Source organism: Pannonibacter sp., assembly GCF_051860505.1.
Taxonomy (GTDB): Bacteria; Pseudomonadota; Alphaproteobacteria; order Rhizobiales; family Stappiaceae; genus Pannonibacter.
In genome coordinates this window covers 48,835-64,029 of sequence record NZ_JBHYDX010000019.1, presented here as the reverse complement: position 1 = coordinate 64,029, position 15,195 = coordinate 48,835, and the positions used below count along the sequence as shown (strand labels likewise).

Genomic DNA, 15,195 nt, shown 5'->3' with positions numbered 1-15,195 from the left:
TCAATTGGACCAGAAATCCGGGTCGAGCATGACCAGGACCACGATCAGTTCCAGCCGCCCGAGCAGCATGGCCCCCGACAACAGCCACTTGGCCCCGTCCGGCAGAGCGCCAAAGGTTCCGTCCGGGCCGACCAGCGGGCCAAGGGCGGCCCCGATGTTGCCAACCGCACTGGCCGCAGCCGCCAGACTGGTGATGAAGGCAATATCGAAGGCGGCCAGACACAGGCAGACGGCCGCGACAGAGCCGGTATAGAGCACCAGATAGACCAGGACCGCAGACGAGAGGTCCGGCGTCAGGCGGGTCTTGCCGAAGGTTTCGGCGGTGACCCGGTTCGGGCGGACCATCTTGCGCAGATGCGAGCGCACCGCCGCCAGAAGCACCAGGTAACGGAAGATCTTGACCCCGCCCGAAGTGGACCCGGTGCAACCGCCGACAAAGGCAAGCAGCAGCACCATGCCCACGACAACCCCGCCCCAGAGCGTGTAGTCGGTGAGATAGAAGCCGGTGGTGGTGATCAGCGAGACAATGGTAAAGGCCGCGAGCCGCAACGCATCAAAGAACCCGAGCGACTGGGTGGCGCCCAGATGCACCGTCAGGCCAAAGGTGATGATGCCGATGAGCGCAAGCATCGCCCGGACCTGCGGATCCTGCCAGAGCTGCAGCGGCGCGCCGCGCAGCGCCTGGATGACGAGAACAAACGGCAAGGCGCCAACCAGCATGAAGCCGATGGCGACCCAGGCCGGCCCGTCGGCTGCAAAGGCGCCGAAAGACGCGTCATAGGTCGAGTAGCCGCCCGTCGACAGGGTGGTCATGGCGTGGTTGATCGCGTCGAACGCATCCATGCCGGTCAGGTAGTATCCGGTTGCACAAGCCGCAGTCAGCCCGGCGTAGATCACAACCATAAGCCGGATCAGTTCGACCGAGCGGCCGACGATCTTCTCGCCGCCCTCCCCGCTCTCGCTCTGGAACAACTGCATGCCACCGACGCGCAGGAACGGCAGCAGGAAAATGCCCATGACCGCAACGCCGATACCGCCGGTCCACTGCATCATCGAACGCCAGACGAGTATGCCCGGCGGCAGCGAATCGAGCCCGGTCAGCACGGTGCCGCCGGTGGTGGTGAAGCCCGATACCGATTCGAACACCGCATCGGCCGGCCCGAGGCCGAGCCAGAAGAACGGCAATGCGCCAAAGCCGGGAATGGTGATCCAGGCCAGCACCGTCAGCAGGAAGGTCTGGCGCATCGACAGGCCCTTCTTCAGCGATCCGTCGACGGCAATGGCCAGCAACATGCCAACCAGACCCGTGAGAAAGGCTGAAAAGACAAAGGCCTGCCAGTCCGCGTTCTTGGCCGCGACATCCACCATCGCCGGCACGAGCATCACGGTGGCCAGCGCCACATAGAGAATGCCCAGCACATAGAGTATGGGGCGCAATGCAATCACGTCGGCTGGGTCCTTTGCGGAGCGGGCCCGGCAGGAAATAGCGTCCGAGGCTCCGCGCCGCGCACATTGCCCCGGTAGGCCGCGCCTGTCGAGCCTTCATCTGCCCCCTTGGCCTCTGGCAGATGCAAGGAGCCAAGGGGGCAGGTTTCAGTGCCGCGCCAGATGCTCGAACAGAATCGCCACCGCTTCCGCGCCCGGGTCATTGTGGCCGAGAAGCTGGTCGGCGTTAAGGTAGGACGAGCGGCCAGCCTTGGCGCGGGTCAGGGTGGCAGTATGGTTCGCCCCCTTGCGCGCCGCCGCAGCGGCCGCCGCAAGGCTCTCGTCCAGCGCCTCCAGGGCCGGCTGCAAGGCGTCAATCATGGTCCGGTCGCCGGGCATGGCACCGCCAATCTGCTGCATCCGATCCAGCCCCGCCTTCAGCGCCTCACGTATGGACAGGCCGGAGGACGAGGCGTCGCCGGCCGCGGCAAAGAAGATCGCCAGCAACACGCCGGACGAGCCGCCCATGGTCTGGCTGAGCTCCTGACCGATGGCGCGGTAGAGCTGGGTCGGATCGGCCAGCGGCAGGGCATCCAGCGCCGAAATCAAGGCGCGGGACGCATTGGCCAGGGTCGAGCCCGTGTCGCCATCGCCGGACTTGGCGTCGAGGGCGTTGAGGGCCACTTCAGCACCGATCAGCACCTCGCAGCAGGACAAGAGGAACGCACGTGTTGCCGCATGAGGCGAAGGCATGGCCTTGATCGGCGACAGGCCATCCGGCAGCGGCAGGATGCGGCTTGGCCGCAGTTCGGTGCAGCCGGGCCAGCCGGCCACGGGCGTCGGTGCAGCCAGCAGGGCCGCATCGCCCTCCTCCAGTTCCAGCACCGAGACGGAGAACCCGTGCATGTCGAGCGAGGTCATCATTGCGGCCGGACCGATCAGCCAGGTGATGCGCTCGCCGATGGAGGAGCGGATCAGCTCATGCGCCAGAACCGACATCTCGAGCACCGAGGCCGCGCCCAGATTGTTCAGGAGGGCAACATGCGGCTTGTCCGACATGCATCCGCGCAGCTTGTCGACGACCGCGACCATGGCCTGGCGCGCATCGACATAGTCGATCTGCTCGAACCCGGCCTCGCCGTGAATGCCAAGGCCAAGCTCGACCTTGCCGGCCGGGATGCGATGTTCCTTCGGCGAGCCGGGCACAGTGCAGGTGTCCAGCGACATGCCGATGCTGTGGCTGGCGGCAATGACCCGGCGGGCCGTTGCCGCGATGCTTTCCAGATCGCGCCCGGCTTCGGCGAGAGCCCCGGCGATCTTGTGCACGAACAGTGTTCCGGCGACACCACGCGCCTGCGGCAGATCCGGCAGGGCGACATCATCGTCGACCACCACCATCTCGACCTTGTGGCCAAAGGCACGGGCACGTTCGGCGGCAAGGCCGAAGTTGAGACGGTCGCCGGTGTAGTTCTTGACGATGAGCAGGCAGCCGGCCGGACCGGTCACCGCCAGAATGGCAGCAAGGACGGCATCGACCGACGGCGAGGCAAAGACATCGCCGCAGACCGCTGCTGTCAGCATGCCCTTGCCGACGAAGCCGACATGCGCCGGCTCATGCCCCGAGCCACCGCCGGAGACGAGGGCCACGCGGGTTTTGGTCCAGTCACTGCGCACGACAACGCGGATGTGCGGATAGCCATCAAGACGCGCCAGCGTGCCCCCGGCTGCAATGAGCGCCCCGTCGATCGCTTCAGTGACGAGGTCTTCCTTCCTGTTCATGAAATGGGTCATCGGGCTTCCTCCCTCAGATCAGTCTTGCGCCGGTGGCGTCGAAATACAGCGGATTGCGTGGACGGATTCGCACCGCATCGCCACGCTTCAGCGTCGTGTGGGCATCAGTGACGGTGACAATGGCATGGTTGCGCAGAGTGAGATGCAGCCGGGTCTGGTCGCCGAGATGCTCGACGCGGCTGACAAAGCTCTCCTCCCCTTCCCCTTGCGCGATGTGTTCGGGACGCAGGCCAATCGACGCGGCACCGTGCGGGGCGCCGGCGAAGAGATCGGCCGGCAGCACGTTGATGCGCGGCTGGCCAAGCCGGCTAGCCGCGTAGACGCTGACCGGATCCTCATAGATCTGCCGCGGCGAGCCGAACTGCACCAGCCGACCCTGATCGAGCACGCCGACATGGGTGGCCATGGTCATCGCCTCGATCTGGTCATGGGTGACATAGAGCAGCGTCGCGCCGGAGTTGGCCTGGATGTTCTTCAGCTCCACACGCAGATCGGCGCGCAGCTTGGCATCCAGCGAGGAAAGCGGCTCGTCCATCAGATAGACCGCCGGATTGCGCACCAAGGCCCGGCCGATGGACACACGCTGCATCTCGCCGCCCGACAGGGCAGTCGCCTTGTTGTCGAGCTTGTGCGAGATGCGCAGGATTTCCGCCACTTCCTTCACCTTGCGGTCAATCTCCGCCTGCGGCGTGCGCAGCATCGGCGATTTCAGCGGAAAGGCGAGGTTCTCGCGCACGTTGAGATGCGGATAGAGCGAGTATTGCTGGAACACCATGGCAACGTTGCGCTGCGCCGGGGTGAAGCCTGCCATGGACTTGCCACCGATCAGAACTTCGCCCGCATCCGGTGCATCGAGACCGGCGACCATCCGCAGGATCGTCGTCTTGCCGGCACCGGTGGGGCCGAGCAGGATGACAAAGGAACCGTCGGGCACGGTCATGCTGACATCATCAAGAGCCAGCGTGGCACCGAAACGTCTGGAAATGCCATGAAGACTGACTTCAGCCATGACGCAGCGCCTCCTGATTGCCCTTCGACACCAACGCCCGGCCGGTTGTCGCGTCAAATACGGTGAGCTTGCGGGCATCCAACAGGACGCCGGTCACCTCCCCCAGCCGGACCGGCACATCCGACGCAATCCGGGCCTTGAGCAGGCCATGAGCGGTGCGCAGCGTGATGATCTGGGTTGTGCCAAGATATTCCTGGGCCAGAACCTCAGCCCGGTAGGGCGCGGCATCCGACAGGGTGACGTGTTCCGGACGCACGCCGAGAGTGAGAGCTCCCTGCGCGCCCGTCAGTTGTTCCGGGACAGTGAAGACGGCCTCGCCCAGCGCGACCTGTGTCGCTCCGTTCGGAACGGTCCCTTCGAAGTCGAGGAAGTTCATCGGCGGAGTGCCGATGAATTCGGCCACGAATTTCGTTGCCGGCCAGTCGTAGATCTGCTGCGGCACGCCGAACTGCTCGACGACACCGTGGTTCATGACGACGATCTTGTCGCCCATCTGCATGGCCTCGAGTTGGTCATGGGTGACATAGACGGTTGTTGCCCCCATCCGGTCATGCAGTGCGCGCAGCTCTTCGGCCATGTGCTCGCGGAACTCGGCATCCAGCGCGCCGAGCGGTTCGTCCATGAAGAAGGCCTTGGGCTCGCGCACGATGGCCCGGCCCAGCGCGACGCGCTGGCGGTCGCCGCCGGACAGGCCGCCGACGGGGCGCTCGAGAATGTCCTCGATGCGCAGGATCTTCGCCACTTCCGCCACCTTGCGCCGGACATCGGCCCGGGACATGCCCTGGCTGACCAGCGGATAGCTGATGTTCTTGCGCACGTTCATGTGCGGGTAGAGCGCGAACATCTGGAACACGAAGGCAATGTCGCGCTGGCTCGCCCGCTTCTGGCTGACCTCCTCGCCGTCGATGTAGATATGGCCGCTGGTCGGCAGTTCGAGACCGGCCATCATGCGCAGGGTCGTGGTCTTGCCGCAGCCGGACGGACCCAACAGCATGAAGAATTCGCCGTCCTCGATGGTGAAGCTGGAGGAGCGGACGGCGGTAAAGGCGCCGAACTCCTTGCGCAGGTTTTCAATTCGGATCTGGGCCATCGGCCTACTCCGGGAAATGGCTGACGATGATGAACATCACCGTGCCGACAAGCGTGACCACGAAGGAGTGGGTGTAAAGCCACAGCGAAACCGGCTGCATGAGCATGACGACGCCAAGTGCGATGAGCACGGTTGCCAGCATTTCCCATGGCCCCCGGCGCAGCCGGGCAAGGTCCTGAACGAGCGCTCTCATTTGCGGACAGCTCCGAAGGTGATCCCGCGCAACAGGTGCTTGCGCAACAGGACGGTGAAGACCATGACCGGGACGAGGAACAGGGTGGCGCCAGCGGCAACCGCCGGCCAGTCCTTGCCGACGCCGATGATCGTCGGAATGAAGGGCGGCGCGGTCTGCGCCGTGCCGGAGGTGAGCAGCACCGCGAAGGCGTATTCGTTCCAGGCAAAGATCAGGCAGAAGATTGCCGTCGAGGCGATCCCGGTCGCGGCCTGCGGCAGCACCACCTTGTAGAAGGCCTGGAACCGCGTGTAGCCGTCGATGAGCGCAGCTTCCTCGTATTCGATCGGGATCTCGTCGATGAAGCCCTTGAGCAGCCAGACAGACAGGGACAGGTTGACGGCTGTGTAGAGCAGGATCATGCCCAGATGCGTGTCGGACAGGCCGACCTCGCGGAACATCAGGAAGATCGGAATGGCGACCGCCACCGGCGGCATCATCCGCGTCGACAGGATGAAGAACAGGAGGTCATCCTTCAGCGGCACCCGGAACCTTGAGAAGCCATAGGCCGCCAGCGTGCCGAGGAAGATCGACAGGAAGGTGGAGCCGAAGCCGATGATGACGGAGTTGAAGAAGCGCTCGCCATAGCGGCTGGGACCGGAAATGACCATGTCATACTGGCGCACGATCTCGTCGTACCAGGTCTGAGCGGGACCTGCCGCCGCCAGGGCCTCCGGCGAAAGCCGGGTGCGCGTGGTGAACAGGTTGACGTAGCCTTCCAGCGTTGGTTCGAACACGACCTTGGGCGGATAGGCAATGGCATCGGAGGGCGACTTGAAGCCGGTGGCGACGATCCAGATCAGCGGCATCAGCGTGATGAGCGCATAGACGACGACGATCACACCGGCGAACCACTTCTGCCTCAGCGAGGGATGGGTGACGGAATAGCTGCTCATCGCTGCTTCACCTTGTTGAGCGCCTTCACATAGATCGAGGCAAGGCCAAAGACGGTGACGAAGAGGATCACGGCATAGGCGCTGGCGTAGCCGGTGCGCCACTTCTCGAAGGCTTCGCGCTTGAGGTTGATCGAGGTCAACTCGGTGATGGACCCGGGACCGCCGCCGGTCAGCTGCACGACCAGGTCGAACATCTTGAAGTTCTCGATGCCGCGGAACAGAACCGCCAGCATGAGGAAAGGCAGCGCCATCGGGATGGTGATGGTCCAGAACTGCCGCCATTTGCTGGCCCGGTCACATTCCGCCGCCTCGTAGATGGACTCCGGAATGGAGCGCAGGCCAGCGAGGCAGATGAGCATGACGAACGGCGTCCACATCCAGGTGTCGACAATCACGATCGCCCAGGGAGCCAGAGCGACATCCCCGATCATCGAGAAGGACGAGGGGTCAACGCCGGAGAGATAGCCGACGACGTAGTTGAAGAGGCCGATCTGCGGCTGGTACAGGAAGGTCCAGAAATTGCCGACCACCGCCGGGCTCAGCATCATCGGCAGGACGATGAGCGTGGTCCACAGGTCGTTGCCCCGGAATTTCTTGTTGATCAGATAGGCCAGCGTGAAGCCGATCAGCACCTGCAGGACGATGGTCCAGATCAGGAAATGCGCCGTCGCCTGCATGGTGTGCCAGATGTCGGGATCGGTCAGGATGCGCTGATAGTTGCGCAGCCCCACCCACTCGACAGCCTCCGCGGTGCGATTGGCGCGGTAGTTGGTCAGGCTCAGCCGGATGGTCCAGATCAGCGGGAAGATGTTGATCGCCAGCAGCAGCAGGATCGTCGGGCCGATGAAGATCCAGGCCACCGCCCGGTCACTCAACCCCCTGACGACATGCCCCCGCAGCGGCCGGGAGGCCGTTGGCGCCCGGTCTGTCGATTGGTCGGTCATGGTGTTTCCAGTTTCAAGGCCAGGCGCTGGCCAGCTCAAGGCCTGCAACACGCCAGCAAGGCAGCGTCCGGTAAGGAGCTTCGCGGGACCGCAGGCGCGGCAGCCATGCCGCGCCCGGGCAACGTTCACTCAGAGCTTGCCATCATCCTCGAAGGTCTCGATCCAGTCGCGGACGAGACCATCCAGCGCTTCCTGTGCCGTGCCATTGCCGGCCACGACATAGTCATGGAACCGCTTCTGGGCATCCTGCAGCAGGGTGGCGTAGCTGGGATCCGCCCAGAAGTCCTTCACCACGGCCATCGAGTCGAGGAAGGCCTGGGCGTAGGGCTGGCTCTTGGGGAAGTCAGGGGCCAGCGTCACCGCCTTCAGGCAGGAGAAGCCGCCCATCGTCCACCACTTCGCCTGGACATCCGGCTGGGCAAACCACTTGATGTATTCAAGCGCGGCATCCTTCTTCTGCGAATAGGAGACAACCGAAATACCCTGGCCGCCGAGCTGGGCGAACTGCTTGCCATCCGGCCCCTTCGGGTTGACGAAATACCCGGTCTTGCCCTTGCCGACATTGGCATCGCTCTCAAAGCCCGGCCAGGTGAAGGCGAAGTTCATCTGCATCGCCACCTGGCCCGACTTGAAGGCATCGATGCCTTCGCTCATGTAGCCGTTGGACGAGCCCGGAGGGGTGCAGCAGTCATAAAGCGACTTGTAATATTCCAGCCCTGCGACGGAGCCCTTGGAATTGACAAAGCCCTCCATGTCATAGGGCTTGTCCGGGTTCTGGTACAGGAAGCCGAAGCTGTAGAGCACGTCCATGACGCCCATGGTAATGCCCTCCGAGCCGCGCTCGGTGTAGATTGAGGCGCCATAGACCTTGGTGCCGTCGATCTCGCGGCCCTGGAAGAATGTGGCGATGTCCTTCAGCTCGGCAAAGGTCTGCGGCGCTTCCAGCTCACGGCCGTACTTGGCCTTGTACTCGGCGCGCAGCTCCGGACGGGCGAACCAGTCCTTGCGATAGGTCCAGCCTACCACGTCACCAAAGGCCGGCAGCGCCCAATAGTTCGGCGTGCCCTTCGGCCATTCGGAATAACCCATGACGGTGGCATCGATGAAGTCGCTCATCTTGATGCCATTGGCATCGAAGAAGTCGTTGAGCTTCACGTAGTGGCCGTTTTCCGCCGCGCCGCCGATCCACTGGCTGTCGCCGATCATCAGGTCGCACAGCTTGCCGCCGGAATTCAGCTCGTTGAGCATGCGGTCGGCAAAATTCGGCCAGGGCACGAATTCGAAGCTCATCTTGTGGCCGGAGCTCTTCTCGAAGTCCTTGCTCAGCTCGACAAGGGCATTGGCCGGGTCCCAGGACGCCCAGCACAGGGTGAGGTTCTCGGCCTTGGCGTTGCCGGCAAGCCCGCACATCAGCAGGGCGCTTGCGCCTGCCATCAGCAGTCTGGATTTCATTGGATCGTTCCTCCCAAAACAGACCGGCCTCGCCCTCCTCGGCTTCACCTGTCCGTTGCAGCAACATTATTTGAGACACGTGTCTCAAAACAAGCAAAAAATGATGCTCGTGTCTCAAATCATGCTATTGATGGCGACGGGAAACGGACGCAGCGCAAGAAAAATGACGCTTCATAGAAGCCAACAGTCTGATCGAGATCACGAATTCGACGCGCTCGATGACGGGTTCAACCTCATCCGTCCGACAACGAAGGACCTTGCCAAGGCTGCAGGCGTCAGCCGCGCAACGGTCGATCGGGTGCTGAATGCGCGCGAAGGCGTGAAGCAGAAGACCATCGACAAGGTCAACAAGGCGATCCAGGACCTCGGCTTCGTCCGCAACCTGTCAGCGGCGAACCTTGCCAAGAACCGCGCCTATCGCTTCATCTTCGTGCTTCCACGCTCAGGCGACCTGTTCCTGACCGAGATCATCCGCCACATCCGCGAGGCGGACATGATCCTGGTCGACGACATGGCGACGACGGCAGTCAAGCAGCTCGATGAAAACGATCCGCACGCCATCGCCGCCTATCTCGGCACGCTGGATGCCTCGGTGTGCGACGGCGTGGCGATCATGGCGCCGGAAACACCGCAGGTGCGCGACGCCATCCTGCGCCTGCGCGAAAGGGGCGTGAAGGCCCTGCCCTTCATCTCCAACCAGCCGATTGACGGCGACTGGGTCGGCATCGACAACCACGCCGCCGGAGCGACAGCCGCCACGCTCCTCGGCCGCTTCGTACGCGCCACGAGCGGCAGCATACTGATTGTCTCGGAGACCATGCAGTCGCGGGACAGTCTGGAGCGGCGGCTCGGCTTCGACCGGGTGATCAACGCCCAGTTTCCGCATCTCACTGCCCTACCCTCGCTGGAAACCTATGGCAATGCGGATCGGGCCCGGCGGATCATCGCCGAAGCCCTGCGCCGCCAGTCCGTGGTGGCGGCGTATATCCTGTCCTCGGAGCCCCGCATCCCGCTGACCGTGCTGGACGAGATCCGCCGAGGCCAGGACCAGGGTCAGGATCCGGGCGCAGGCGGACGCATGCCGGGACACATCGTCACTATCGCTCATGAGCGCACGCCCTTTACGGAACAGGCCCTGCGCGGCGGCGGCGTGGATGCCGTGATCACCCAGGATCCTGGGCACCTGGCCCGCAGCGCCATCCGCAAGTTGAAAGCCATGTCCGACCAGCGCAGCACGCTGGACTCGCAGGAAAAAATTCGCGTCGAAATCCTGCTACCAACGAACCTGTGAGGCGGAGGCGACGGGTGGGATTGGTGCGGACGGCGGGACTCGAACCCGCATGTCAGAAGACGGCAGATTTTAAGTCTGCTGTGGCTACCGGTTTCACCACGTCCGCGGCAAGACGGCATCACCTAGCGCTGCCAAAGCGGCTTCGCAAGAGCCAAGAGGGGTCATTCGGCGCGCCAAACAAAAATCCCGCGCCATGCCGGAAGGTCTTTCCTTGCGCGATGCCGCCGCGCATATTAACGGGAAGGACAACGGCACACGCGATGAACGATGACAGCCTACCGGACAGCCGCCTTGTGAAGGGTGGCGCTTCAGGCCGGCGCCGCCCCCTCTCCCGGCGGTCCGCCTCGATCCGGCGCAGGACAGAACAGATACGGACACCCCTTTCGGACATGGTCACCTATATCGACGCGGCAACAGCACCCCTGAAGAACACCGGACAGGTCCGCCTTTACGGGCCGGAAGACTTCGCCGGCATGCGCAAGGCTGGCGCCGTGACGGCGGCCTGCCTTGATGCCCTGGCCGATATCGTCAAGCCGGGCGTGACCACTCAGGAGATCGATGATTTCGTGCAGGCCTTCGGCCGGGAGCACAACGCCCTGCCGGCGACGCTCTACTACCGCGGCTACACCAAGTTCTCCTGCACCTCGATCAACCACGTCGTCTGCCACGGCATTCCCAATGACAAGCCGCTGCGCGACGGTGACATCGTCAACATCGACGTCACCTATATCGTCGATGGCTGGCATGGCGATTCGAGCCGGATGTATCCGGTGGGCGAACTGAAGCGCGCGGCCGAGCGGCTGATCGAAGTCACCTACGAAAGCCTGATGCTGGGCATCGCCGCAGCCAAACCCGGCAACACCACCGGCGACATCGGCGCGGCGATCCAGACCTTCGTCGAGCGCGAGCGCTGCTCGGTTGTGCGCGATTTCTGCGGCCATGGCCTCGGGCGCCTGTTCCACGACACGCCGAACATCCTGCACTATGGCCGGCCCGGCGAAGGTGTCGAGCTGAAGCCCGGCATGATCTTCACCATCGAGCCGATGGTGAACCTTGGCCGGCCGCAGGTGAAGGTGCTGAGCGACGGCTGGACAGCGGTCACCCGCGACCGCTCGCTGTCGGCGCAGTTCGAACATTCCATCGGCATCACGCCGGACGGCTGCGAGATCTTTACCCTATCGCCAAAGGGCCTGCACCGGCCCGGCTTCGACCGGTAGGACGCGGGCACAGGCAAGCAGCCACAACCCTTCGCAATCGCATGTGAACGCCGACTGTAATTGAGGCCTCTCAGTTCCCCTCCCCCTTTGGGGGAGGGGTGAGGGGTGGGGGTCCCCGAGAGAACCGGTCCGATGACAAAGCCTGTTGAACAAGCCGGACGCGAAACATCAGTTTCCCCGCGCTTGCAAGCTGTTACCCCCACCCCTGACCCCTCCCCTCAAGGGGGAGGGGGACAGAACGGCTTCGGCAGGATCACATACATCCAGCGCTTTTCCCGCATCCTGGACACCCGAAACGCCATACGCGCGCTAGCGAAACGGCCGGCGAGGAGACGCTATGGCCGAGGATGACACCGGATTTTCCGATGCCCCGGCCCCGGCGCATTATCTTGGTCATCGTGACCGGCTGCGCGACCGCTTTCGCGCGCATGGCGCAGACGGCTTTGCCGATTACGAACTCCTCGAACTGATCCTGTTTGCCACGATCAAGCGCGCCGACACCAAGCCAATCGCCAAGGCGCTGCTGGCCAGGTTCGGCTCCTTCGCAGGCGTGTTGGCGGCCCCACGGGCGCGGCTTCTCGAGGTGAAGGGCGTCGGCGAGCGGGTGGCGGATGATCTGAAGCTGCTGCAGGCCGCCGCCAAGCGCTACGCCAGGGCTGAAGTGAATACGCGCGATGCGCTGTCATCCTGGTCGAAGGTGGTGGACTACCTGCGCGCGGCCAGCTCGCATGAAGAGCGCGAGGAATTCCGCATCCTGTTCCTCGACAAGAAGAACGGCCTGATCGCCGATGAAGTGCAGCAGCGCGGCACGGTCGATCACACCCCGGTCTATCCACGCGAAGTGATCCGCCGGGCGCTGGAGCTGTCGGCCACGGCGATCATCCTCGTGCACAACCATCCCTCCGGCGATCCGACGCCGTCGCGCGCGGACATCCAGATGACCCGTCAGATCATCGACATCGCCAAGCCGCTGGGCATCGAGGTGCATGACCACATCATCGTTGCCCGGGGCACGGAAGTCAGTTTCCGGGGCCTGCAACTGCTTTGAGGCGCAACTGTATTTCATTCATCGATGTTCGATGATCAGGTATTTTTAACTATATTCGTCGGCCTTTCCTTAAGGCGTCTGCGCTAGCGTTCGCTGACTCATGCAGGGTAGGCAAGGATGGAATCGGGATCAAGCGCAAGAAGTGGCAAGATTGCCAATACGATCATCATGCCGGTGATCGGGATTGTTGCGCTTGCCGTTGTCTTCGTCTTTGCCATTCTTGTCTGGTCTTCCCGGCTCACCGATGAGGCGGCCGTCACCAGCGAGCGCAACCTGTTGCAGGAAGCGATCCAGCTGCAGCTGGACCAGATCGCCAAGCAGCAGGAAGGGGCCGCCGTCTGGGATGATGCGTTCTTTCGCGCTGAACGCGGCACCGAAAGCCGTGACTGGCTGCGCCATCACGTCTCGGCCTGGCTCGCGGAAGGCTATGGTCATAGCCGCAGCCTGATCCTGGACAGCAGGCGCGAAGTTCTCGTCGCCTTCGATCGCTCCGGCGACAGCAACTGGGTCAATGACCAGTTGCTAAATGCCCTGAAAGGCCCAATTGCGCGGGTCCGGGCCCGTTACATCAACAGTTTCGTGCGTACCCCCTCTGGGACCTACAAGTTCCAGCCGGTCTATCGCAACTTCCATCATTCCCTGTTCGAAACCGGTCTCGCGCGCATCGATGCCGCGCCTTACTATTTCTCCGTGACAGCCATCGCCCCCGACCTGCACACCATCGGCGCGGAGCGCGAACCGCCTTCGGTGATCGTGAGTTTCGTGCCACTCAACAGCCTGGCGCTAGGCCGCCTGTCGGAAATGGCCGGCCTGTCGAGCATTGCCGCAACGCAGCCTGGCAACAGCCGCAGCGGCATGGCAGACTTGGTGCTGCGGGATCCGAACAACCAGCCGGTTGTACGGCTGAACTGGGTTTCGAAAAGCCCGGGCTCTGAAATGCTCAACCGGATCCTGCCGGTGATGGTGATCCTGGCGCTCGCTGTTGCCGTCCTGACCGGCGTGCTGCTGAACTATGCCCGCTCATCCACCCGCAAACTTGCCAGCAGCGAGGCAAAAGCCGTCTATGCCGCCCAGCATGACAGCCTGACCGGCCTGCCCAACCGCGACTATTTTACCGGGCTCCTGACCCAGACCCTGGCGCATGCCTATGACGACAAGGGCCTGACGGCGGTGGTCTACATCGACCTCGATCACTTCAAGGACATCAACGATACCCTCGGCCATGCGGCGGGCGACGAGGTGTTGCGCGCCGTCACCGCCCGGCTGCGCGGTGTCGTACCTCCGACCGGCACCCTTGCCCGCATCTCTGGCGATGAATTCGCCATGGTGCTGAGCCAGTGCTCGTCGCGCGCGTTGATCGAGTACCAGCTGAGCCGGGTGCAGGATGAGTTGATCCGTCCGGTCAAAGTGGCCGGAACCGAGCTGTTCGTCAGCCTGTCAATGGGCGCGGCGATCTCTCCCCAGGACGGCACCGGGGCCGGCGAACTGCTGCGCAAGGCCGACATCGCGCTCTATGATGCGAAGGCCAACGGACGCGGCCGCTGGTCGTTCTTCGATCCTTCGATGGAAGAATATGTCCAGACGCGCGACAACATCGCCCGCGAACTGCGCCGCGCCATCGACAATGACGCGCTGGCCGTCGCCTACCAGCCGCAGCTGTCGTCGAAGACCGGCAAGATCAGCGCCATCGAGACCCTGGTGCGCTGGAATCATCCCGAACGCGGCCCGATCAGCCCTGCGAGCTTCGTGCCGATTGCCGAGGAAACGGGCCTGATCAATGATCTGGGGCTCTGGGTGCTGCGCCGTGCTTGCCGCGATGCGCATCTGTGGCCGGATGTCATGATCTCGGTCAACATCTCGCCAACCCAGTTCCGCCATCCGCGTTTCATCGACCAGTTGATCGAGACGCTCGCCTCCTTTGACCTGCCACCATCGCGGCTGGAAATCGAAGTGACGGAAACGGTGTTTGCCGGCAAGGACATGGCCGTGCTCAACGTGATGAAGCGGCTGCGGGAACTCGGCATCAAGATCGCGCTCGACGACTTCGGCTCCGGCTATTCATCGCTGAGCTACCTGCGCCGCTTCCCCTTCGACATTCTCAAGATCGACCGGGATTTCATCCTGCCGGCCGGGGACTGTCCGCAGGCCCAGGCCATTCTGCGCACGATCATCGACCTTGGCGAGGCCCTGGGCATGACTGTCGTCGCCGAAGGCATCGAGACGCCAGAGCAGATGGAATTCCTGACCTCGATCGGTTGCGAGCGGCTTCAGGGCTATTACATCAGCCGCCCGGGCCCGGCGCATGAAATTGCCCCGGTCATTGCCGACAGCCTGATCGACGGCCGGATCAAGATCGCTGCGAACAAGCTGCGGGCGAGCTAGGCTTGCCTCGCGTATCAAGGCGGCTCTCCTCCCCCGACAGTTCCTCCAGGATCGCACATTCCGGTCGGCCATCGCCCGGACACAGCGCAACCGTGTGTTCCAGCGCCTGCCGCAGGGCAGCAAGTTCCAGGATCTTCTCATCCAGCGCTGCGATATGAGCGAGCGCCAGGCGCCGGACTTCGGTATTGGACCGGTCCGGATTGTCCTGCAGGTCGATCAGACTGCGGCATTCCTCGATTGAAAAACCCAGCGAACGGGCCCGCTTGAGGAAGCGCAGGCGCTCCAGATCCACCGGATCATAGGTCCGGTAGCCGTTGTCCAGCCGATGCGGGCGGACGAGGCCGATGTCCTCGTAATAGCGCAGGGTCTTGGACGGCAGCCCGGTCTCACGGGCAACGTCACCGATGGTCATCGGGGT

Annotated in this window: 13 protein-coding genes and 1 tRNA gene; 4 read left to right on the top strand and 10 right to left on the bottom strand. The window is 63.5% G+C overall.

Annotated features, from left to right (window positions below; translation table 11 throughout):
* The 8 genes from ACTIFE_RS14280 to ACTIFE_RS14245 form a co-directional block, all read right to left on the bottom strand.
* The gene (locus tag ACTIFE_RS14280) at window positions 1-1,446 is read right to left on the bottom strand and encodes a TrkH family potassium uptake protein (RefSeq protein ID WP_439529825.1); all 1,446 of its coding nucleotides are present in this window, start codon (window positions 1,444-1,446) and stop codon (window positions 1-3) included.
* Between the two features lie 147 nt (window positions 1,447-1,593).
* Window positions 1,594-3,216, bottom strand: coding sequence for a dihydroxyacetone kinase subunit DhaK (locus ACTIFE_RS14275; RefSeq protein ID WP_439529824.1), 1,623 nt, complete (start codon window positions 3,214-3,216; stop codon window positions 1,594-1,596).
* Window positions 3,217-3,229: 13 nt separating this feature from the next.
* A complete protein-coding gene (locus ACTIFE_RS14270) occupies window positions 3,230-4,225 on the bottom strand; it encodes an ABC transporter ATP-binding protein (RefSeq protein WP_439529823.1) in 996 nt (331 codons plus the stop codon).
* The gene (locus ACTIFE_RS14265) at window positions 4,218-5,315 is read right to left on the bottom strand and encodes an ABC transporter ATP-binding protein (protein WP_439529822.1); all 1,098 of its coding nucleotides are present in this window, start codon (window positions 5,313-5,315) and stop codon (window positions 4,218-4,220) included. Before ACTIFE_RS14265 ends, ACTIFE_RS14270 begins: the two co-directional genes overlap by 8 nt.
* A gap of 4 nt (window positions 5,316-5,319) precedes the next feature.
* Window positions 5,320-5,508, bottom strand: a complete 189-nt coding sequence (locus ACTIFE_RS14260) for a hypothetical protein (RefSeq protein WP_268135803.1) — start codon at window positions 5,506-5,508, stop codon at window positions 5,320-5,322.
* Window positions 5,505-6,443, bottom strand: coding sequence for a carbohydrate ABC transporter permease (locus tag ACTIFE_RS14255; RefSeq protein WP_439529821.1), 939 nt, complete (start codon window positions 6,441-6,443; stop codon window positions 5,505-5,507). The genes ACTIFE_RS14260 and ACTIFE_RS14255 overlap by 4 nt, the downstream gene beginning before the upstream one ends.
* Window positions 6,440-7,387, bottom strand: a complete 948-nt coding sequence (locus ACTIFE_RS14250) for a carbohydrate ABC transporter permease (protein ID WP_268135799.1) — start codon at window positions 7,385-7,387, stop codon at window positions 6,440-6,442. Before ACTIFE_RS14250 ends, ACTIFE_RS14255 begins: the two co-directional genes overlap by 4 nt.
* A gap of 129 nt (window positions 7,388-7,516) precedes the next feature.
* Window positions 7,517-8,839 (bottom strand): ABC transporter substrate-binding protein, encoded by a 1,323-nt coding sequence (locus ACTIFE_RS14245; RefSeq protein ID WP_439529820.1) that lies wholly within the window; start codon window positions 8,837-8,839, stop codon window positions 7,517-7,519.
* A 163-nt stretch (window positions 8,840-9,002) separates the two neighbouring features.
* Here ACTIFE_RS14245 and ACTIFE_RS14240 point away from each other — a divergent pair, with 163 nt between their 5' ends.
* Entirely contained in the window at window positions 9,003-10,130 is a 1,128-nt protein-coding gene (locus ACTIFE_RS14240; protein WP_439529819.1) for a LacI family DNA-binding transcriptional regulator, read from the top strand.
* Window positions 10,131-10,151: 21 nt separating this feature from the next.
* Here the strand turns inward: ACTIFE_RS14240 and ACTIFE_RS14235 are convergent.
* Window positions 10,152-10,236 (bottom strand) — tRNA-Leu (locus ACTIFE_RS14235).
* A 283-nt stretch (window positions 10,237-10,519) separates the two neighbouring features.
* Between ACTIFE_RS14235 and map the strand changes: the two genes are divergently transcribed.
* The 3 genes from map to ACTIFE_RS14220 all read left to right on the top strand — a co-directional run bounded on the left by map (window position 10,520) and on the right by ACTIFE_RS14220 (window position 14,777).
* Entirely contained in the window at window positions 10,520-11,347 is an 828-nt protein-coding gene (gene map / locus ACTIFE_RS14230) for a type I methionyl aminopeptidase (RefSeq protein WP_439529858.1), read from the top strand.
* 337 nt (window positions 11,348-11,684) lie between these two features.
* The gene (radC, locus tag ACTIFE_RS14225) at window positions 11,685-12,395 is read left to right on the top strand and encodes a RadC family protein (RefSeq protein ID WP_439529818.1); all 711 of its coding nucleotides are present in this window, start codon (window positions 11,685-11,687) and stop codon (window positions 12,393-12,395) included.
* Window positions 12,396-12,512: 117 nt separating this feature from the next.
* Window positions 12,513-14,777, top strand: a complete 2,265-nt coding sequence (locus ACTIFE_RS14220; RefSeq protein ID WP_439529817.1) for a putative bifunctional diguanylate cyclase/phosphodiesterase — start codon at window positions 12,513-12,515, stop codon at window positions 14,775-14,777.
* Here the strand turns inward: ACTIFE_RS14220 and ACTIFE_RS14215 are convergent.
* Window positions 14,743-15,189 (bottom strand): MerR family transcriptional regulator, encoded by a 447-nt coding sequence (locus ACTIFE_RS14215; protein ID WP_439529857.1) that lies wholly within the window; start codon window positions 15,187-15,189, stop codon window positions 14,743-14,745. The genes ACTIFE_RS14220 and ACTIFE_RS14215 overlap by 35 nt on opposite strands.
* Between the last annotated feature and the right edge of the window lie 6 nt (window positions 15,190-15,195).